Annotated in this window: 18 protein-coding genes and 1 tRNA gene; 9 read left to right on the top strand and 10 right to left on the bottom strand. The window is 61.7% G+C overall.

The window, feature by feature from the left end:
• Window positions 1-29: 29 nt before the first annotated feature.
• Complete coding sequence (locus HMPREF2944_RS06980) at window positions 30-1115, top strand: 2,3-butanediol dehydrogenase (protein WP_049343316.1); 1086 nt, start codon at window positions 30-32, stop codon at window positions 1113-1115.
• A 153-nt stretch (window positions 1116-1268) separates the two neighbouring features.
• Here HMPREF2944_RS06980 and HMPREF2944_RS06975 read toward each other — a convergent pair.
• Window positions 1269-1355: transfer RNA gene (locus HMPREF2944_RS06975), tRNA-Leu, on the bottom strand.
• 250 nt (window positions 1356-1605) lie between these two features.
• Here HMPREF2944_RS06975 and pepN point away from each other — a divergent pair.
• Together pepN and HMPREF2944_RS06965 are read left to right on the top strand one after the other, a co-directional pair.
• Window positions 1606-4281 (top strand): aminopeptidase N, encoded by a 2676-nt coding sequence (pepN, locus tag HMPREF2944_RS06970; RefSeq protein WP_070681862.1) that lies wholly within the window; start codon window positions 1606-1608, stop codon window positions 4279-4281.
• Window positions 4282-4579: 298 nt separating this feature from the next.
• Window positions 4580-5845, top strand: a complete 1266-nt coding sequence (locus HMPREF2944_RS06965) for an HIRAN domain-containing protein (RefSeq protein ID WP_070681859.1) — start codon at window positions 4580-4582, stop codon at window positions 5843-5845.
• A 220-nt stretch (window positions 5846-6065) separates the two neighbouring features.
• On the opposite strand, the gene HMPREF2944_RS06960 is transcribed toward HMPREF2944_RS06965, so the two are convergent.
• From HMPREF2944_RS06960 to HMPREF2944_RS06935, 6 genes are all read right to left on the bottom strand, one after another.
• The gene (locus HMPREF2944_RS06960; protein ID WP_049334167.1) at window positions 6066-7238 is read right to left on the bottom strand and encodes an LCP family protein; all 1173 of its coding nucleotides are present in this window, start codon (window positions 7236-7238) and stop codon (window positions 6066-6068) included.
• A gap of 287 nt (window positions 7239-7525) precedes the next feature.
• Window positions 7526-7783, bottom strand: coding sequence for a type B 50S ribosomal protein L31 (locus tag HMPREF2944_RS06955; RefSeq protein ID WP_049334166.1), 258 nt, complete (start codon window positions 7781-7783; stop codon window positions 7526-7528).
• A gap of 211 nt (window positions 7784-7994) precedes the next feature.
• A complete protein-coding gene (locus tag HMPREF2944_RS06950) occupies window positions 7995-8870 on the bottom strand; it encodes a TrmH family RNA methyltransferase (protein ID WP_070484370.1) in 876 nt (291 codons plus the stop codon).
• Entirely contained in the window at window positions 8867-9655 is a 789-nt protein-coding gene (locus tag HMPREF2944_RS06945; protein ID WP_070681856.1) for an ABC transporter ATP-binding protein, read from the bottom strand. The genes HMPREF2944_RS06950 and HMPREF2944_RS06945 overlap by 4 nt, the downstream gene beginning before the upstream one ends.
• 126 nt (window positions 9656-9781) lie before the next feature.
• On the bottom strand, window positions 9782-10525 hold the full coding sequence (locus HMPREF2944_RS06940) for an SDR family oxidoreductase (protein WP_070681853.1): 744 nt from the start codon (window positions 10523-10525) through the stop codon (window positions 9782-9784).
• Between the two features lie 164 nt (window positions 10526-10689).
• Window positions 10690-11406: a beta-ketoacyl-ACP reductase gene (locus HMPREF2944_RS06935; RefSeq protein ID WP_049334162.1), complete on the bottom strand. Its 717-nt coding sequence runs from the start codon at window positions 11404-11406 to the stop codon at window positions 10690-10692.
• A gap of 261 nt (window positions 11407-11667) precedes the next feature.
• Here HMPREF2944_RS06935 and HMPREF2944_RS06930 point away from each other — a divergent pair, with 261 nt between their 5' ends.
• Together HMPREF2944_RS06930 and HMPREF2944_RS06925 are read left to right on the top strand one after the other, a co-directional pair.
• Window positions 11668-11916, top strand: coding sequence for a hypothetical protein (locus tag HMPREF2944_RS06930; RefSeq protein WP_049334161.1), 249 nt, complete (start codon window positions 11668-11670; stop codon window positions 11914-11916).
• A gap of 140 nt (window positions 11917-12056) precedes the next feature.
• Window positions 12057-12788: a metal-dependent hydrolase gene (locus HMPREF2944_RS06925; protein ID WP_070681850.1), complete on the top strand. Its 732-nt coding sequence runs from the start codon at window positions 12057-12059 to the stop codon at window positions 12786-12788.
• A gap of 743 nt (window positions 12789-13531) precedes the next feature.
• Here the strand turns inward: HMPREF2944_RS06925 and abc-f are convergent.
• Window positions 13532-15130 (bottom strand): ribosomal protection-like ABC-F family protein, encoded by a 1599-nt coding sequence (gene abc-f, locus HMPREF2944_RS06920; RefSeq protein ID WP_049334159.1) that lies wholly within the window; start codon window positions 15128-15130, stop codon window positions 13532-13534.
• A gap of 290 nt (window positions 15131-15420) precedes the next feature.
• Between abc-f and HMPREF2944_RS06915 the strand changes: the two genes are divergently transcribed.
• The 3 genes from HMPREF2944_RS06915 to HMPREF2944_RS06905 are packed head-to-tail and all read left to right on the top strand — an operon-like array spanning window position 15421 to window position 17626.
• The gene (locus tag HMPREF2944_RS06915) at window positions 15421-16038 is read left to right on the top strand and encodes a biotin transporter BioY (RefSeq protein ID WP_070681847.1); all 618 of its coding nucleotides are present in this window, start codon (window positions 15421-15423) and stop codon (window positions 16036-16038) included.
• A 30-nt stretch (window positions 16039-16068) separates the two neighbouring features.
• Window positions 16069-16950 carry an energy-coupling factor ABC transporter ATP-binding protein gene (locus tag HMPREF2944_RS06910; protein ID WP_070681844.1) on the top strand — a complete coding sequence of 294 codons (882 nt, stop codon included), beginning with the start codon at window positions 16069-16071 and terminating at the stop codon, window positions 16948-16950.
• Complete coding sequence (locus HMPREF2944_RS06905; RefSeq protein ID WP_070681840.1) at window positions 16940-17626, top strand: energy-coupling factor transporter transmembrane component T family protein; 687 nt, start codon at window positions 16940-16942, stop codon at window positions 17624-17626. The genes HMPREF2944_RS06910 and HMPREF2944_RS06905 overlap by 11 nt, the downstream gene beginning before the upstream one ends.
• A gap of 104 nt (window positions 17627-17730) precedes the next feature.
• Here the strand turns inward: HMPREF2944_RS06905 and HMPREF2944_RS06900 are convergent, their stop codons facing one another.
• Entirely contained in the window at window positions 17731-18585 is an 855-nt protein-coding gene (locus HMPREF2944_RS06900; protein WP_070681836.1) for a DUF4253 domain-containing protein, read from the bottom strand.
• Between the two features lie 575 nt (window positions 18586-19160).
• Here HMPREF2944_RS06900 and HMPREF2944_RS06895 point away from each other — a divergent pair.
• Window positions 19161-19661 (top strand): HD domain-containing protein, encoded by a 501-nt coding sequence (locus HMPREF2944_RS06895; protein ID WP_049334154.1) that lies wholly within the window; start codon window positions 19161-19163, stop codon window positions 19659-19661.
• A gap of 101 nt (window positions 19662-19762) precedes the next feature.
• On the opposite strand, the gene HMPREF2944_RS06890 is transcribed toward HMPREF2944_RS06895, so the two are convergent.
• Window positions 19763-20332, bottom strand: a complete 570-nt coding sequence (locus tag HMPREF2944_RS06890) for an Ltp family lipoprotein (RefSeq protein WP_070681833.1) — start codon at window positions 20330-20332, stop codon at window positions 19763-19765.
• Window positions 20333-20427 lie beyond the last annotated feature (95 nt).

The following is a 20427-nucleotide window of genomic DNA, read 5'->3' as shown; positions in this document are numbered from 1 at the left end:
GTTTTAATACGTTTAAGGAGCTCCATCCCATGAAGGCAGCACGCTTCTACGACCGTAACGACATCCGCATTGAAGACATCCCCGCACCCGAAGCCGCTGCGGGCGAGGTTCTGATTAAGGTCGCATGGTGCGGCATTTGCGGTACCGACCTGCACGAATACCTGGACGGCCCCATCTTCTGCCCCAAGCATGGCCACCCCCACCCGATTTCCGGTGAGGACTCCCCCGTGACCCTCGGCCACGAATTCTCCGGTGTCGTTGAGGCCCTGGGCGAGGGCGTTGACGACCTGAAGGTCGGCGACCACGTCGTCGTCGAACCCTACATCATTGCTGATGACGTCTACACCGGCCCCGAGTCCAAGGACTACCACCTGTCCAAGGACATGAACTTCATCGGTCTGGCAGGTCGCGGTGGCGGCCTGTCCGAGAAGGTTGCCGTCAAGCGCCGCTGGGTTCACAAGATTCCTAACAACATTCCCCTGGACGAGGCTGCACTGATTGAGCCCCTGAGCGTTGGCTACCACGCTGTTGAGCGTGCCGGCGAGTTCAAGGAAGGCGCATACGCACTGGTCACCGGTGCCGGCCCCATCGGTCTGCTGACCTCCGCCGTGCTGAAGGCTAAGGGCGCTAAGGTCATCATCTCCGAGCTGTCCTCCCTGCGCCGCCAGAAGGCTCTGGACTCCGGCGTTGCCGACTACGCTTTCTCCCCCGCTGAGACCGACGTTCTGGCCGAGATTCACAAGCTGACCGACGGTCGTGGCGCCGACATCGCTTTCGAGTGCACCTCCGTTCAGCCCGCTCTGGACCTGATTCTGGATGCCCTCAAGCCCACCGGTAAGGTCGTCATCGTCTCCATTTGGGGTAAGCCCGCTTCCCTGGATGTTCAGAAGATTGTGCTCAAGGAGATCGATATCCGCGGCACCATCGCTTACGTGAACTCCCACCCCGAGACCATCAAGCTGGTTGAGTCCGGCAAGATTGACCTCAAGCCCTTCATCACCGGCAAGATTGCTGTGGAGGACCTGATTGACAAGGGATTCGACACCCTGATTCACCACAACGAGACCGCTGTGAAGATTCTGGTCACCACCGACCCGGAGCGCCTGGCAGAGTAATACGGTTCGCGCAGCGAGTTTCAAGCCCTGCACTAGCGGGGTGAACTAGATAGCGGGGCGGGGTTCCTCATGGAGCCTCGCCCCGCTACTTTTTTGTGTACTTTTTACCGGGCATACAAAAATCCCCGGTTCCGAAGAACCGGGGATTATCTGTGCGCGAGGGGGGACTTGAACCCCCACCCTCTAAATGCGAGGACTAGCACCTCAAGCTAGCGCGTCTGCCTATTCCGCCACCCGCGCAGGTGACTCTCGAACGTTTTCCTTGCGGTGCCGTTCGAAGCAACACGTAATACTATACGGACTTTCGGGGATCTCCGCAAATCAAGAAAGCATGTTATGCATCACACTATTGTGCGGAGGGTTCGCGAGTGATTAGGAGCCGTGCGCATCCGCCAGAATACCCTCACGTCCCCTACTCCGCGGAGGTTATATGACGGGAACGGCCCGCAAACTCCCAGATTTCTTTCAGGAACGATTAGAATAAGGAACTATGAACAACGAGAACCTCTCCCGCGAAGAAGCCGCAGAACGTTCGGCTCTTATCAGCGTTGATAGCTACGACGTACACGTCGACCTGACGAACGCCAAGGACCCCGAATTCGAGTCCTACCCCACCGCAACCACCGTCCGTTTCTCCTGCAACACCCCCGGCGCAGAAACCTTCATCGACTACATTCACCACAGCATTGACTCCATCAAGCTCAACGGTGTCGAGCTGAAGCTGGACGAAGTCGTTGACGGCGCACGCATCCGTCTGGCCAACCTGAAGGCCGAGAACGTGCTGACCATCCACGGCCGCTCCTACTACTCCCGCTCCGGCGAGGGCCTGCACCGCTACTTCGACCCCTCCGACGGTCGCGTGTACCTGTACACCCAGTACGAGCCCTCCGACTGCCGCCGCGTCTTCCCCAACTTCGAGCAGCCCGACCTGAAGGCCGTCTTCAACTTCCGCATTACCGCACCCAAGGACTGGGTCGTTAGCTCCAACGCCGTGCTCGAGTCGCAGGTGACCGACCCCTCCGACGACTCCGTCTCCAAGCGCGTCTTCGCCCCCACCGCCAAGATTTCCACCTACATCACCGCAATCCTGGCCGGCGAGTACTTCACCGCAACCACCACCTACAAGCCCAAGAGCAAGGTCAACAGCGGTGACATTCCCCTGGTCGCCTACTGCCGCCAGTCCCTGAAGCCGCACTTCGACTACGACCACATCTTCAAGGTCACCGAGAACGGCCTGGACTTCTTCCAGGATCTCTTCGACTACCCCTACCCGTACCCCAAGTACGAGCAGGCCTTCGTGCCCGAATACAACATCGGCGCTATGGAGAACCCCGGCCTGGTCACCTTCACCGAGGACTACATCTTCGTTTCCGGCGCTACCGAGGACGACCTGGAGGGTCGCACCAACACCATCTGCCACGAGATGGCGCACATGTGGTTCGGCGACCTGGTCACCATGAAGTGGTGGGACGACCTGTGGCTCAAGGAGTCCTTCGCAGACTTCATGGGTACCCTGGGTGCCAAGGAAGCTAACCACTTCGAGGATGCGTGGGTCACCTTCGCTAACAACCGCAAGGCCTGGGCCTACATGCAGGACCAGCTGCCCACCACCCACCCCATCGTCGCTGATATCCCCCATCTGGAAGCCGCAGCACAGAACTTCGACGGCATCACCTACGCTAAGGGCGCCTCGGTCCTCAAGCAGCTGGTCGCCTACGTTGGCTTCGACACCTTCATCGAAGCAGCACGCGTGTACTTCAAGCGCTTCGAGTGGGGCAACACCTCCCTGAACGACTTCCTGCAGGTACTCAACGAGGTGTCCGGCCGCGACATGCAGGCATGGGCTAACGCATGGCTGCAGACCTCTGGCGTGTCCGCGCTGGGCACCAAGCGCGTCTACGGCGAAAACGGTCAGCTCACCGACCTGATCCTCACCCAGGAACTGCCCGCACAGCAGCCCGCAGGTCTGGGCCGCCCCCACGTGGCAAAGCTGGAAACCTTCGCGCTGACCGACGGCAAGCTCATCTCCACCGGCGTGCTCTCCCTCGAGTACCCGGCAGAGCCCGTCTCCGAGTACCGTGTGGAGCTGACCGATGAGCAGAAGAAGCTCGTGGGCGAGGCCGACCTGCTCATGCTCAACGCCGAGGACCACACCTACGCCAAGGTCGCCCTGACCGACGAGGACGGCCTGCAGGCCGCCATCGAGGGCGTCTCCACCCTCGAATCCGCGCTCTCCCGCGGCCTCATCTGGGGCTCCCTCTGGGAGAACGTCCGCGACGCCCGCCTGCCCGTCACCACCTACGTGGATGCGGTCGTCCGCAATGTCTCCAAGGAACCCAGCGCATCCCTGCTGGGCACCATGGTCAACAACTCGCAGGTCGCCATCGCCACCTTCTCGGCACCCACCGGCCGCGAACGCCTCTACGACGCCCTCTACGACGCATTCTCCGCCGCCCTGGCCCAGGCTAAGCCCGGTTCGGACGAGCAGCTGATCCTGCTGCGCGGCCTGATCTCGGTCTCGACCAACGCCACCAAGGGCGAGGAGCTCTGCCGCGACATTGCCCGCGGTGCATTCGAGGACACCACCGGCGATATCGCAGATGCGACCGGCATCCCCTACGACCAGAACCTGGGTTGGAGCGCCCTGGGTGCGCTCGCAAGCCGCAACCTGGTCACCGTGGAGGAGCTGGAGCGTGCCTCCAAGTACAGCCCCTCCTCGATTTCCTCGAACGGTTACGCGTACGCAATGGCCGCTCTGCCGAACGCCGAGCGCAAGGCTGCCGCGTACAAGACCATCATGGACGACGAGTCGCTGTCGAACGATGCTCTGGCCTCGACCATTAATGGTTACGTGCGCGGCCCGGTGGAGTTGCGCGAGCAGTACTACGGCCCCTACTTTGAGGCCCTGCTGGGCGTGTGGGAGTCCCGCTCGATTGGTATGGCTTCGCGTATTGTGCGCGGCCTGTACCCGAAGGCTCCGTACAACACCGGTTCGACCGAGGGCCTCGGCGTGGACGACAACCCGTCGGTCAAGCTGGCTCAGCAGTGGCTGGAGGCAAACCCCGAGGCTCCCTCGGCTCTGCGCCGCCTGGTGCTGGAGGCTCAGGATCACGGCCACCGTTCGATTGTGGCTCAGAAGTTCAACGCCTCCCTGCAGGCTAAGTAGTAGCCAAGCTAAGCGCTTACGCTTAGGATGCGGGCCATAGCGTCCCGCAATGATGAACCGCCGCTCGGCGCGCTCCCGGTATATTCCCGGGAATGTGCCGAGCGGCGTCTTGCGCGTCCCGGTGCAGAGCGTGCGCGGAGAAGGTTACCCGGCAGGGATGCCGCACCGCGTAGGCCGGAAGAGAGCCGGAAGAAAAGACAGATAAACGTCACCCGCATATGTGAGCTGTGCGCCCGTAAACCATGAGAGAATGGACTAGGTATCAGCTCATTTAGACACGGATCAGAAGGAGTTTTCAGTGGTCGACTACGCACTCGGTGATCGCGGTAGCGTCGAAATTGTCACCGACGATTACTATGAAGCGGAAACCCTCCAAGTTTTTGAGGAACTGCACATCGACCGTGAACGCATCTGGTACGGTGAAGCGCGACTCGTCCCCGAGCCTGATAACCCCTACGAGCCGAATAGCATTGCCGTCTATATTGACGAGTTCAAGGTCGGTCGCATGAGCGCTGCCGATTCGGCGGCCTATTGGGAGCCCATCACCCGCGTGGTTGCCTCCGGGTACGAGCCGATTGCGCATCTGCAGCTCTCCGCCGTGGCCGTTCGCATCGAGAACGGTGACATGCGCGTGAAGAGCTCCGGTGTGCTCTCCCTGTCCGCACCCGGTTCACTGTTCCCCCTCAACGATGCGCCCACCCGTGCCACCCTGCTCCCCCAGGGACCGTCCATGAAGGTTCTGGACGAGAAGGAGCACTCCGAATACCTGCACAGCATTTTGCCGCCCAGCGGTGAGGGTCGCGTGATTCTGACCCTGGAGGCTAACCAGCTGAAGACCTCCGACGGTCGTGTGGTCGATAGCGTGGAGGTGCGTCACGATCGCAAGCTGGTGGGTCGCCTGAGCACCCAGATGTCTGAACAGCTGGCCCCCGTGATTCGCTATGCCTTTGAGCACGATCGCCTCACAAGTGCCTGGGGTACGATTCGTGGTAACACTCTGGAGCTGTCGCTGACCGTTCAGGCTGCACGCCCGGTCGACATTCCGCAGGAATGGTACGAGACTCTGCCCAATAATGTTCCGGCTCTGCTGCCGGCCGGTGAAGAGTACGAGGTGCCCGCAGCCTACGTGCCGAGCGAGGGTGAGCGACACCGCGCCGAGACTGCGGCTCAGGCGCCGAAGAAGCGCCGTGGGTTTATCAGCTCCCTGACCGGTGGTTCCTCAGCATCCGAGCCGTCTGCTGATGAGCCGGTCGCCGAGAAGCCGGTGATTGAGTACACTCTGGAGGAAGAGGAGTACTACGAGCCCTCGGAACGTGAGCGACTGCTGAACCTGGTCAAGGGTGCTGGCCTGGCGGTTCTGCTGGCCGGCCTAATTTCGATGCTCTGGACCCCGATTCTCGGTATCCTGATTGCAATCATGGGTGGTGCCGTGGCTGCGGTGGCCTTCTACTTCGGTCGCCGGGCCGACGAGTACGACATTTACGAGGACGAAGAGTACATCGAAGAGGAGGCGGACGAGGAGGAGTACGAATCCGCGCAGGACTCCTCCACCACCTCGGTGTAGTCCTCCCCCGTTTAAGAGAGCGTCAGAGAACGGCACGCCGCCGTTCTCTGACGCTCTCTTTGTGTGTTCAACTTTCCAGAAGAATCTTCCACTCCATCCGCGGTGGGTGCACTATCGGGAAACCCACGAAACGGTTCAGCTCGGGTATAGCAGAGGGCGGCCCCTCACCTTTCGGTGAGGGGCCGCCCTCGTTCCTAAACCCGCACCGGGTAAGGAGAGGTTAGTCCTGGCCGTAGGTAGCCATGAACTGATCCATCGTATCGTGCTGCAGCGCGTTTGCCAGCTGAGCATTTGCCGCCTGGTTAACCAGAACGATGGACTGGCCATCGTACGACCAACCCGGGCCGGCGTTCGGCAGGGTCGTCATGTGCATCGAGGTGTCACCGCTGGTCAGCACCGGAGCCGCAAGCTGAGCAATCTGCATTGCGTTCAGACCGGAGTCCACACGCATGTAACCAGCAAGAGACTCAACAGCAGACTGGAAAGAAGCAACATTGCTCAGCGCGCCCTTAGCCTTCATCGTGCTGTACAGACCGCGCAGGAATGCACGCTGGTTACGAACACGCTGATAGTCACCATCAGCGAAAGAGTAACGTTCACGCACGAAGGTCAGCGCCGCGCTACCGTTCATGTGCATCACACCGGGGGTAAAAGTCCAGACGTTACTGGTGAACGCGAAGGGAACCTGAACGTCCACGCCGCCAACAGCGTTAACCAGGGACTTGAAGCCCTCAAATTCAATCTCAGCCACGTGGTCGATCTTGACACCCACCAGGTTCTCAACGGTTGCCACCTGCAGAGAGATACCGCCGTAGTTCAGCGCCGCGTTAATCTTTGCGGGACCGTAGCCGGGGATGTTCACCCAGGTATCACGCATAATCGAGATGATGTACACACCCTTGCCGTCGGCGGGAATGTGCATCAGCATGATGGTGTCCGCACGAGAACCACTCACCAGAGCAGCCTCAGAACCGGAACGGGTATCACTACCGAGCAGCAGGATGTTCTGGCCCGGTCCCTTCACGACGTCGTAGCTGTAGCCGTCATCGAGAATACCGTCGCCGTTCTTATCATGCTCGCTCGCGTTAGCGGCCAGCGCGGCCTCGGCACCCTCTCCAGAGGAAGAGCCATTCTGGTTGGTGACCTTCGGTGCCTGCAGCTCGGAAACGTTCAGTGGCTTTGCCTCGCCAAGCTTCTCTTTAATCTTGGCTTGGTCTTCATCCACCTTGGTGATGGAATCAAATTTCTCGGTCTGGCTATCCCAGGTATGGCCGGCACGCCATAGGAAGAAGCCAACGCCGAGGGCGATAACCAGCAGAAGAATCAGCAGAATCAGCAGGGTACGCTTAATCCATTTCTTCTTCTGCGACGGTTCAGAGTGTTCGTCGCTCATTATTATCCTTTGTTTGAAGTGGTGATAGGCGAGAAGGCAACGCCCATTTCGCCGTAATTCCCCGGTGATGTGGTAGCCGGAGCATCATCGGTGCTAGTGAAGGGCGGTGTGTGCACACCTCGCAAAATACTTTCCCATTGTAGCGCTGTCAGCTGTGTAGCGGGCACCCTATCCCGCCCGTGGCAGTACAGCGTTCCTCACGTTCTAGCGAAAAAACCCCGCCCCCCTTGAAAGCCAAGGGAAGCGGGGCCTTTAAAACGCTATACGGCGCAATCTTTCGGGAAGAATTAAGCCTTCTTGCCGAAGTTTGCAAAACGTGCGTTGAAGCGCTCGACGCGACCTGCGGAGTCCATGATGCGCTGCTTACCGGTGTAGAACGGGTGCGACTCGGACGAGATTTCAACCTCGATGATCGGGTACTCGTTGCCGTCTTCCCACTTCTCAACCTTGTCGGAGGTGCGGGTGGAACGGGTCAGGAAGACCTTGCCGGATGCGAGGTCGCGGAACAGAACCGGCTTGTATTCCGGGTGGATATCTGCCTTCATTGATTTACCTTCTTCTGCTACTGGATTTTGCCAGTAGCCCTTATATAGATGGAGTAGGTTTTTCGATGTGCGGCTGTCGAGAAAACTTGAGAGCGCATCACCATTGCACCCGCATGGGCGAGCACAACCCGTTAAGGGTACCACCTTTAGGGTTTAAATCCCAGCGCCGCGGCCAATCACGTAACGATTTCCCGCCGCGTTCGACCGGCCCCTAGCGCGGGCGCGTCTCCCAGAAGGCGACGGCGCTCGCCGCGGCCACGTTCAGCGAATCCACGCCGTGGGACATGGGAATCATCACGGTATCGTTGCAGGCCGCCAGGGTGCGCGGCGAAAGACCGTGCCCCTCGGTGCCCAGGATGAGCGCAAGCTTTTCATCGCCGCGGGCGGCCAGCTCATCCAGGCTCAGGGAGTCCTCCTCCAGGGCCATGGCTGCGCTTCTGAAACCCAGCTCGTGCAGGGTCTGCAGGTCGGTCGGCCAGGACTGCAGCCGGGCCCACGGAACCTGGAATACGGTACCCATCGACACGCGAATCGACCTGCGGTACAGCGGGTCGGCGCATCGCGGGGTGACCAGCACGGCGTCCACATCCAGGGCCGCCGCCGAACGGAAAATCGCGCCCACGTTCGTATGGTCCACGATGTCTTCTAGAATGGCTACGCGACGCGCCCCGTTCAGTAGCTCCTGCAGGGGCTGAGGCGCCGGGCGGGCCATTGCCGCGAGTGCGCCGCGGTGCAGGTGAAAGCCGGTCACCTGCTCCAGCTGCTCCTCGCTACCCACGTAGGCGGGGGTGCCCGGGTGTTCCCGCAGGACGTCCGCCAGGTCATCAGCCCATTTCTCACTCATGAGGAAGGAGACAGGCTGATGACCGGCCGCGAGCGCCCGACGAATCACCTTGGAGGATTCGGCAATGTAAATCCCCCACTGCGGTTCCAGGGCGCTACGCAGCTTCACATCGGTCAGCTGCGTGTAGTACCGCAGCTGCTGCTCGGGGGCCTGATCCAGGGGCGTGACCGACTCGATTGCGTAGACGCGTTCGGCGCGCTCGGCAATCTGCTCGGCGGTCAGCTGCTTGGGGCCTCGACTCATGCGCGCTTGAAGGCCGAGAAGCGACCCGACGAGGTCACGGTCAGGGCCAGGTCCATGTCGTAGGTTGCGGCGAGGTTGGCCTCGGTGATGGTGGAGAGAATCGGGCCGGCCGCAACCACGCTGCCGTCGCGAATCATCAGGGCGTGGGTGAAGCCGGAGGGAATCTCCTCGAGGTGGTGGGTAATGAGCACGGTGGCCGGTGCGTAGGGGTCAGCGGCCAGGGCGGTCAGTCGCTCCACGAGGTCCTCGCGGCCGGAGATGTCCATGCCCGAGCCGGGCTCGTCCAGTAGCAGCAGTTCGGGGTCGGTCATGAGGGCGCGGGCGATGAGGGCGCGCTTGCGCTCGCCGTCGGAGAGGGAGCCGAAGGTGCGGTCGGCAAGGGTGTCGACGCCCCACTCGGCCAGCAGCTCGGTGGCGCGCTCATCGTCCATGACGTCGTATTCTTCGTTCCAGCGGCCGGAAACGGCGTATGCGGCGGTGACGACTACGTCGGAGACCTTCTCGGTGGCGGGAATCTGGGTTGCGGAGGCGCCGGAGGACAGGCCGATGCGCGGACGCAGTTCGAAAACGTCGACCGCTCCGAGGGTCTCGTCAAGAATCTCAACCTCGCCGCTGGTGGGGTGCAGGCGGGCCGCCGCGACGGAGAGCAGGGTGGACTTACCGGCGCCGTTGGGGCCCAGCACGACCCAGCGTTCACCTTCGTTCACGGTCCAGGAAACGTCGTTGAGGATCTTGCGGCCGCCGCGGACGACGGAAACGTTCTGCAGGTTGAGTACGGTGCTCATGGTTCTTCTTCCAGTGAATTGGCGGGTGGGTGATGCCTCGCTCACCCGCACCATCCGGTGACGGGTGGCGCGGGTGAGGAGGTGCGCGGCGGCACCCTGCGTTGGGTGCCGCCGCGGCGGGAGTCTTTAGTCGATGAAGCCGCGTGCGCCGCCGACCAGCTCAACGTGGCCGGTCTCGACGTCTGCGGTAACCATCTTCGCGATTTCGTGGGCGAACTCGTTGACGGTGTAGAGCTTGCCCGCGGTCTCACGGCGCTGCTCGATGGCGCCCGGGTGCAGGCGGTTGAGCAGGGTTGCGGTGACGGTGCCTTCAATCATGTCGGCGGAGACCACGACCAGGGAGATACCCTTCTCAGAGAGGGCGGGAATCTCGGCAATCAGGGCGTCTTCGCCGGCGCGCTTGGACTCGGCGACGGGCTGGTACTCGTCCATGGTCTCGACCTCGCGGATGAAGTGCGCCTGGTGGCTGGTCACGAAGACGATGCGTCCGCCTTCGGGCATCTTCTCTGCGGCCAGGCGTGCCAGGTTCAGCTGGGCGTCGCGGTTCAGGCGCATCGCGTAGTCCTCGCCCATGCCGGTCTCCATGCCGCCCGAGGCGTTCAGAATCAGGTAGTCCAGGGATCCAAAGGTCTCGACGGCGGTGTTGACGAGGGTCTGCAGATCCTCGGCCTTGGTCACGTCAGCCTGCACGGCGACGGCCTTGCCGCCGACCTCTTCGATGGCCTTGACAATCTTGTTGGCGCGCGGTGCCTTGGAACGGTAGTTCACGACGATGTTGGCGCCTTCGGCGGCGAGAATCTGTGCGGTGTCTGCGCCGACGCCTCGGGAGGAGCCGGTGATGATGATGGTCTTGCCGGTCAGCTGTGCCATTCGGTGTACGTCCTTTGTGTTGTTCAACGATGGTGTCTAACGTTGCGTGCAACGTCGATGTCTTGTGGCGCGGCCCGCGCACGCAGGCGGCGGTGCGACGAGCCGCGCGACGGGCGGACGGTAGTCGTACCGCCACCCCCGCCGGGATGCAGTCTTTGCGGGTTTTAGTGGCCCATACCCAGGCCGCCGTCCACGGGGATGACGGCGCCGGAGATGTAGTTTGCCTCGTCGGAGGCGAGCCAGCGAACCACGCGTGCAACCTCTTCGGCCTCTGCGAAGCGGCCGGCCGGGATGGAGGCGAGGTAGTTCTTCTTGGTTTCCTCGGGCAGAACATCGGTCATGGCGGTGTTGATGAAGCCCGGTGCCACCACGTTCGCGGTGATGTTGCGGCCGCCCAGCTCGCGGGTGATGGAGCGGGCCATGCCGACCAGTGCCGCCTTGGAGGCGGAGTAGTTGACCTGGCCGGGCGAACCGTACAGGCCCACCACGGAGGAGATGAGGATGATGCGGCCGCGCTTGAGCTTGAGCATGCCCTTGATGGCGCGCTGCACCACGCGGAACGAGCCGGTGAGGTTCGTGTCAATCACGTCGGTGAAGTCGGCTTCCTTCATGCGCATCAGGAGCATGTCGCGGGTAATGCCGGCGTTGGCAACCAGCACCTCAACGGGGCCGTATTCCGCCTCGATGGCCTTGAAAGCTTCGTTAATGCTGTCGGCGTCGCGCACATCCGCCTTGACGGCGAAAAATTCTTCGGGAGCCTCGCCGCTGCGGTAGGTGATGCAGACGTTGTGGCCCGATGCCTGGAATTCCTTGGCGATTTCGTAGCCGATGCCTCGGTTACCGCCGGTGACCAGGACGGTCTTGGGAGTGTTTTCGCTCATGAGCTTCCTTGGTGAGTCGACCCCTCGCGGTCGGCGCCGATGCAGCGGCTCCGCGGCCGGGGTGTGGACGGATGGACAGTCGAAGCCTATTTTACCGCGTTTTACGCTCGAGGTGCCGCAGGCTACACCGCACTCGCTCCCCCGTCACTACCCTATCGCGCCTCGAGAACGCCCTTTATACACGCTGCGCCCGCGCGTAGACTAACTCATGGTGCCTCCGCGGCGGAGGCGCCCGTACCGTTCGTGAAAGGATTGGGAATCATGGATCTTCTGGGTTCGCTCTCGCAGGATGCGCAGCCCGAGTACGCGAAGTGCTCGCGTAAGGGGTGCCGGCAGGCGGCGGAGTTCCAGCTACTGTGGAACAACCCCAAGGTACACACCCCCGAGCGCCGAAAGATTTGGCTGGCCTGCTCGGAGCACGTTGGCTGGTTGGAGAACTACCTGCGCGAGCGCGAGTTCTGGAAGCAGACGCTACCCTTCGATGGCTCCATGGCGGACTCCTCCGAGTAGCCGGCGGAAAGGGCTCGGCGAAGGGACTACCCCTCAATCGAAACTACTTTCGATATATGCTATATTTGTTCTAATAGCTTTAGATTGAGGCGCTCTCCGCGCACCCCCAGCGCCCACCAGCACTCCAGGAGGCAACCCCCATGATGGGATACTCGCACACCGTCAGCGCCGCCGCCGGCTGGTTGGCCCTGGTCGAGACGGGAGTTGTGCAGGTTCCGGACACTCCCACGCTCGTTGTCACGACCCTGGCGTGCGCCGGGGCCGGCATGCTACCGGACATTGACCATCACAACGGCAGTATCGCGAATTCCATCCCGCCCGTTTCGCGGTGGGCGGCACGCATCGTGGGGGCCGTGAGCGGCGGTCACCGCAAGGGCACCCACTCCATTCTGGGCCTGATGGCCTTCTGGGCCATCGCGTACTTCAGCGCAAGCATTAGCTACAACGGCATCCCGTGGGCTTCACTCCTTCTGGCTGCCTTCTCGGGAGGCCTGGCCCTGCGGGTCCTGGGAGCCCCGGGCGGATGGATTGGCGCCGTCGCACTGGGTTACGCCGCCTACACGACGGATTCGCTCACGCTCCTCCCCTGGGCCTTCTCGGTGGGCGCCACGATTCACCTCATCGGCGATCTGCTCACCACCCGCGGCCTACTCCCGCTCTACCCCATCGTCATTAAACCGCTAGTGGCCTCGCCCCTGTGGAAGAAGAGCGGCTACATGGCACTGCCCATCCTGGGGGACGCCGGTAGCGTACGCGAAAAGGCCCTGACCCTCGCGTTGAGCATCTACATTGGATGGTACGCCGCCGCCATGATGGGATTCGCGGAGTACCCGCTCCAGACGTTTGGACTGGGCGTCCACGCCGTAAAGTAGCACCGCAGCCTCACGGATGGTTTTTTACGAGCCAACATCCCGAGGACAAAGCGACCCCGCAGCAGCTCGGCGGCAGAATATATAACCACCCCAAAACACGAAGGCACCCCGTCACTTCACTAGGAAGCGGCGGGGTGCCTCGCAATAATCATCCCGAACCTGTCGGGCTAAGAGACTAAGCGTCCTGGATGGGCCAGAAGACGTCAACCTCAACGTTCTCTTCACCGGAGGTGGGGTACTTCTCGAATTCAGTGTTGTGCATTGGTGTTCTCCATTCATGAGCGGGCGGGAGTTTCCTCTCCCCCGCGTCAGCTCGTCGATGGTGACGAGCTTTAGATTCGCTTGTGCGTCCTCGCATCAGCGGGAACAACTCCAGTCTATACCCGAAGGATGTTGTGTTTCTACCAAAAATCCCACAATGTCAGTAGGCACACACGAAAAATTCAAAAACCCCACACGTACGCTCGAATATCTCGGGTGAAAACGTTTCTTTGAAATATAAAAACCCACAAGGCAACATTGTTTTTTCGTCAAATAGTGCCTGTGATTCATAAGGTTCCACCCACAAACCCAATGCACTAATGAGCAATATAGGCATATACGACCAGAAAGCAATACAACCCCACGGGTCAGGTCACATTTTTTCGTGATATTCGAGAAGGTAACTCCATAAAAAACACGAAAGAGGCCCCGGCACCATACGGCGCCGGAGCCTCCTTACCTTTATGCTGGCGAATTACGTTTTAGGCCAGCGAGATGAGGTCCTGGTACTCCTTCGACCAGAGGTCCTCCACCGCATCCGGCAGAAGCAGCACGCGCTCGGGGTTGAGCGCCTCCACCGCACCCTCATCGTGCGAAACCATGACGATTGCTCCCTGGTACGCCTTCAGCGCATGCAAAATCTCCTCGCGGGAGGCCGGGTCGAGGTTGTTGGTCGGCTCATCCAGCAGCAGCACGTTCGCGCTCGAGGCCACGAGCGTCGCCAGGGCAAGACGGGTCTTCTCGCCACCGGAGAGAACGCCGGCCGGCTTATCCACGTCATCCCCCGAGAAGAGGAAGGAACCCAAAATCGTGCGCACTCGCGTGTCGTCCAGGTCGGGCGCCGCGGACTTCATGTTCTCGAATACGGTGCGGTCGCCGTCCAGAATCTCGTGCTCCTGGGCAAAGTATCCCAGCTTCGCGCCGTGACCGTAGATGACCTCGCCGGTATCGGGCTTCGTCGTGCCGGCAAGCATGCGCAGCAGCGTGGTCTTACCCGCACCGTTCAGGCCCAGCACCACCACACGGGAGCCGCGGTCGATGGCCAGGTCAACGCCCGTGAAAATCTCGAGCGAGCCGTAAGACTTCGACAAACCCTCCGCCGAAAGCGGGGTCTTGCCGCAGGGGGCCGGATCCGGGAAACGGATTGCCGCCACCTTGTCCACCTGACGTTCCTCCTCCAGGCCGCGCAGAAGCTTCTCGGCACGCTTAATCATCTGCTGGGCGGCAGCGGCCTTCGTGGCCTTGGCTCGCATCTTATTCGCCTGCTCCATGAGGGCGCTCGCCTTCTTCTGGGCGTTGGCGCGCTCGCGCTTGCGGCGGTGCTCGTCCTGCTCGCGCTGGGCCAGGTAGTTCTTCCAGCCCATGTTGTACTGGTCAATCACGCAGCGGTTGGCGTCCAGGTAAAAGACGCGGTTGACGACGAGCTCCATGAGGTCCACGTCGTGGCTGATGACCAGCAGGCCACCCGAGAAGTTCTTGAGGAAGTCCCGCAGCCACATGATCGAGTCGGCATCCAGGTGGTTGGTCGGCTCGTCCAGCAGCATGGTGTCCGCGTTCGAGAAAAGGATGCGCGCCAGCTCCACGCGGCGACGCTGACCGCCCGAAAGGGTCGATAGCGGCTGGGAGAGCACGCGCTCGGGCAGGTCCAGGTTGGAGGTGATGACCGCGGCCTCGGACTCGGCGGCGTACCCACCGCCGGCAATAAACTCTGCCTCGAGACGGTCGTAGCGGCGCAGGCCCTTGGCGCGCACCGCCTCGTCCTCGCTGGCCATGTCTTCCTGGGCCTGACGCATCTTGCGGGCCACGCCGTCCAAGCCGCGAGCCGAGAGGATGCGGTCACGGGCCAGCTGGCTCATGTCGTCCACCTTGGGGTCCTGCGGCAGGTAGCCAATCTCGCCGCTGCGGGTGACGGTGCCGTCCGCGGGCAGGGTGAGTCCGGCCAGTACCTTGGTCATGGTGGTCTTGCCGGCGCCGTTGCGGCCCACCAGGCCGATCTTGTCGCCCTTGTCGATGCGGAAGGTGACGTCTTCCATCAGCAGGCGCGCGCCGGCGCGCAGTTCAAGGTTCTGTACGGCAATCATGGGTGTCTTTCGGGTGGGACGGTCTGCGTGGTGTTGGTGCTCCGGGCCGATTCCCAAGAGGAGAACCACTGGGCGAGCACCCCATCAATTTTAGTGCAGGGATGCCGTGCGTGCATGTGGGTTTGCTTTTATTTCTGTGGTGACGGGTGTAGGATACCTATCGAACACTGTTCAATGGTAATGTTCTGCAGGGGCATTTCGCCGCCGCGCAATGACGCCACACGAACCAGGCCCCTCCGGTTCTCCCCCGAGCCGACCCACCAAATCCGTACCCAAAGGAGTACACGCCGATGTCCGAACCCACGCGCGAATCCGCGCCGCGCCGCAACGACGCCGCCCGCAGCTCGGTCGCCACCGACCTTTCCCTCATCGCCGTCTTCGCGGCCCTCATCGCCGCCCTGGCCATCATGCCCGCAATGACCCTCGGCGGCATTGCCGTTCCCTTCACCTTCCAGACCCTCGGTATTTACATCACCGCCCAGGTACTCGGCGGCAAGCGCGCCACCGCCGCCGTGGCGCTGTACCTGCTGGTTGGCTTCGCCGGCCTGCCCATCTTCGCGAGGGGCAGCGCGGGCCTGGGGTCGCTCGCATCCCCGACCGCCGGCTATCTGCTGGGTTTCCTGCCCTTCGCCGCCATTGCCGGCACCCTCGCCTACCTGTTCACCCGTAACACCCGCTCGATCGGTGCCACTTTCCTCATGGCCCTGCTGGCAAACTTCTGCGGTTTTGTGGTTCTGACCGCCTGCGGCATCGCCGGTATGATGGTGAACGCCCACATGAGTTTTATCGCCGCGTTCAACGCGGCCATGGTATTCGTTCCCTGGGATCTGGTGAAGTCCGTCATCGCGGTTCTGGTCGGCTTGTCGGTGCGCCGCGCCTTCCCGTCCCTGACTTCCACCCAGCGTTAGAGACGCCTCCAAACCACCCGAGAGGAAGCTATGTTTTTCCGCCGCTCCCCGCGCCAGAGTACACCGCAGACCGTGCAGAGCGAGCAGGCGGATAGCGCCTCCACTAGCATGCCCGCCCTCGAGCTCGAATCGGTGAGTGTTTTCACCGAACTGCCCGAAGGCGGGCATCGCCGTATCCTCAAGAACGTGAGCCTGCGCTTCACCGCGAAGCGCACCGCGGTGCTGGGCCTCAACGGTAGCGGCAAATCGACCCTGCTGGGGCTTTTTAACGGGCTCACCCACCCGGACGAGGGCATTGTGCGCGTCAACGGCGTGGACACCCTGCAGGCGCCGAGCCGCAGCTCCAACGGTATCGGCTCGCAGGGCGCTTTCGAGGGCGTGGGGATGCTCTTCGCTCAGCCGGAGGCGCAGCTCATCATGCCTACCGTCGCAGAAGACATTGACCTGAGCCTGCGCCGCGCCGCGGCCGTTGAGAGAACCGCGCTCAACGGCGAGCAGCGCCGCGAGCGGGTTCGTGAGCTCCTGCGCGAGCGCGGCCTCGAGCGGCTGGAGAACCAGAGCGTCTTCACCCTCTCGGGAGGCGAAAAGCAGCTGGTGGCCCTCACCAGCGTTCTTGCGGCTGGCCCGCAGATCCTTCTGCTGGATGAGCCGACTACCCTGCTGGATCTGCGGAACCGGGCGCGGTTACTGAAGCACCTGGAGTCCCTGGACCAGATGCTGGTGCTCAGCACGCACGATCTGGATTTGGCGGCCTCCTGCGATGAAGCCGTAATCATTCACGACGGGTGCCTGCTCGCCCGGGGGGATGCGGCGCAGATGGTGCAGCGGTACCGGCTGTGGTGTGCCGAGGGGTTCCCGAATGAGGGGGCAGCCGAAGGTACGGATTCAGCGGGAGGCGCGCATGAGCGCTAACACGCCGCGCGCGAACCCCCGTGTGAATCCTCGCCCCGCCTCCCGGGGGTCCGGCTTCAACCCCGGCACCCTGCTGGTGGGTTTCTACCAGCCGCTGAACACGCCGGTGCATCGGGCGCCGCTGTGGTTCAAGGGAACGCTTTTCTTTGGGTTGTTCATTGTGCTGGCGGTGACCGGCTGGCAGGTGGCGCTGGTGGCTTTGGCTGCGGCCACGCTGTGCGCGCTGTGGGCTGGGGTGTCCGCCTCCCAGCTGTGGCTGGTGGTCCGAACGCTGGCGCTATTGCTGCTGATTATGGCCGCCTACTACGTGCTGACGGGCCAATACGCTTCCGGTGCGGATGCCATCGCGACCATGCTGACGGCCTTCTACGCTTCCCGTACTCTGCTGGTGAGTACTCCCCTGCCGGTTCTGTTTGACGGTTTTGTGCGGCTGTGCTCACCCCTGCGTTTTATGGGTCTTTCGCCCGAGCGTCTGGGGTTGCTGATTGCCCTCATGATTCGTTCCATCCCGGCGCTCGTGGACCGCTGGGGTGCCCTGCAGCGGGCGGCGGTGGCGCGTGACCTTCCGCGCCGCATGTATTGGCGCCTACTGATTCCCTGGGTGGTGCAGGCGGTGGATTACGCGACGGCGACCGCTCGGGCTTTGCGGGCGCGTCGTGTGGACGAGCTGAAATAGGCGGACTGGGGCGGTGACGCACGGTAAACCCCCGCAGAGAGTAAGGGCGGGGTGAAGAGTCACCCCGCCCTTACGCTTTTACCCCGGGTTGAGTTCAGCCGCCTTTAGGGCGTCTCGACGACCACTGCCGCCGGGAGCTGCTCCCACCACAGGTACCAGTCGTGCTGGCCGTAGAGCGCCTCCACGAGCTTGTCGAAGCCGCGGTAGACGCGCACCGGCATTGCCGAGGAGACCATCGTGTGCTCGACCGCCAGAATCTCGGTGTCGCGGCGGGTGGTCACGGGAACCGGCGTGTAGAACTCGATGAATTCGGCCGCGATGACCGCCGGGTAGGCGTCGTCGCGTTCCAGCCAGTAGCGGGCGATGGCCAGCATGGTTTCGGGGGCGGGGCTGACGTCCCAGCCGCCGAAGGGGAAGTACGCGAAGACGTCGGAAGCAACCTGAACCGGCATGTCCACGATGAGAAGTTCGGAGGCCCGCTCGATATCGGTGGCTTTGACCTTCTCATTGAGGACCCCGGCGGTCAGCTCGAAGGGGTATTCCGCGTCCAGCGGTGCGTTGAGGTCTTCCTCGCTGAGCTCACCGTGTTCCATGAGGTGCCGGTAGACGTTCAGGTAGGTGGTCTCGTTGAGGCTCCGGAAAGCCTCGTGCGCGGCCCGTTCCACGCCAACCTGTCGCAGGTGTTCGTACTGGGCCACGAGGAGCTCAACCGCGTACTGCTGAATCGTGTCAGCGGTAATCTCCCCGACGGGTGTTGAGGTGCGCATGGATACGTTGTTCTCAATGGTCCCGAGCAGGGTGGAGTCAAGGGCAACCACGATGGGGGTTATTCCCTTATTCTTGCCCTCGTAGAGGTGTTCGAGGTATCGCCGGTTGAGTTCGGCTCGTGGGGCGCCGTGGCGGATTCGCTCGTGGGGGTAGGGATACAGGGCGACGAAGCGCTCGTAGAGCTCTGCCATGGTGTTCTCCGATGTTTGGTTACCCCAAGTTTAGCGCTTATTTCCGGGGAAAAAAGGGGGTTTTTAGTGCCCCGGAGCACCCCTCCGAATCGCGCGTTTTTTTCGTTTGATGAGCTGCTATCGGTGAGGTCCAAACGGGTCTAAACGTTCGTTGTATTGGGCGGTTTCGACGAACAAATCTTCCGAAAAAAGTTTGGAATTTTTTGGTCGTCTGCTGAGACGAAGGGCGGGTCGTGCTCCCCCGTCGCGGGGCCTACCGAGCGGGGCTGAGCCGGCGCCCGGTTGGGCCGTCCGAACCCGCGCCCGCGTTCGTTCCCGAGCGCTCGCAGATTTCGCGCACAGCGCCTCCCGCCCTCGCGCGCATCTTCCCTGGAATGATACCCAACGTCAGGTGCGGGCGATAAGCTTCCCGATCCTCCCGACTGGCCCGTCATATTTACGTATTTAAGCGCTCTTATGGCGTTTCTCTGGTGGTATTTGACAGGGTGCCGTACAGTAGGGGTACCAGCTATCTATACCTCGGTTTGTATAGCCGGTAGCGTCAATTGATCGAGTCGTAACCAACGGAGGTTCTCGTGACGAATAGCTACTACAAAGAGATGATTCGCCTGGCAGACAGCATCGCTGATAAGGCGCATGAGGGACAGACGGACCGCAACGGCTGGCCTTACATCTCTCACCCTCGTCGTGTTGCCCTGGGGGCACGCAAGCTCGTTTCTGAGATGGCATCCTCGACCTCTCCCGACACTTCCCTGGAGGAGCTGAAGGCTGAGGTACAGATTGTCGCCCTGCTGCATGACACGGTGGAAGATACCGGAGTGTCGCTGCCCTACCTGGCTCGCTACTTCTCCCCTCAGATTGTGGACGCCGTCGAGGCGCTGACCCGCCGCCCCGGTGAGTCGCGCGTTTCGTACCTGGGACGTGTTCGCGCCAACGATTTGGCCCGTCTGGTGAAGCGTGCTGACATCATGGACAACCTGGACCCGCACCGTCTGGCAAAGCTGGACGAGCCGACCCGCTCCTGCCTGCACATTAAGTATGAGCACTCGCTGGAGCTTCTGGGCCTGAACGAGTAGCCTTTCTAGCCGCGGCGAATAGCGTCTCGGAGCATAACAAAGCCGCCCGGTGTGTGGATACTGTATCCACGCACCGGGCGGCTTCTAAATTATCTGTTGAATTAGTTCAGATGGGAGACTGCGTAATCGGCCTCTTCCTCGGTGAATCCTTCAACCGAAGAAGTCAGCTGAGAACGAATTGCCTCGGGAGACATGCTCATCGTCTTCTGGTAGCTCTTAGCCTTCTCCAGGGCATTCGCGTTCCAGTCAGCCTTCACGTTGTCCACAGCGTACTGGGCCGCCTCGGGGCTGAACTTCTCAAATTCGCTGGTGAGCTGGTTATAGATACCCTGCTTAGACATGTGCATGGTGCGAGAGTACGATTCAGCCTTCTTCAAAGCAGACTTATATTCGGTGGGAACGTTGTTATCGTTCTGCTTCGTGTTGGATTCTGCCGCGCCTGCAGAGGAAGATTCACCGCCAGATTCCTGAGAAGCTTCAGCAACGGCAGAAGAATCGGCAGCCGCCGAAGATGAAGAAGCGCTCGTAGACTTGCTGGAGCCACCACCCATCACCGAAGCGCAACCACCAAGAAGAACAAGAATAACGAGAGTGATGAACCACCAACGGAGGTAGAAGGGCTTCTTCTTAACGTAGACAGAACCGTCAGCGGCGATAATCTTTTGTGCCATGATTTCCTTTCGGCGTCCTCAAGCGGCCGTTGCATGAGGAGCCTAGTATGACGTGAGTGTATGATTCACAAGGAATCATACTTGGACCCCCCCCC

This window comes from Rothia sp. HMSC072E10, assembly GCF_001813965.1.
GTDB lineage: Bacteria > Actinomycetota > Actinomycetes > Actinomycetales > Micrococcaceae > Rothia > Rothia mucilaginosa_A.
This window is presented reverse-complemented; position numbering and strand designations above follow the sequence as displayed.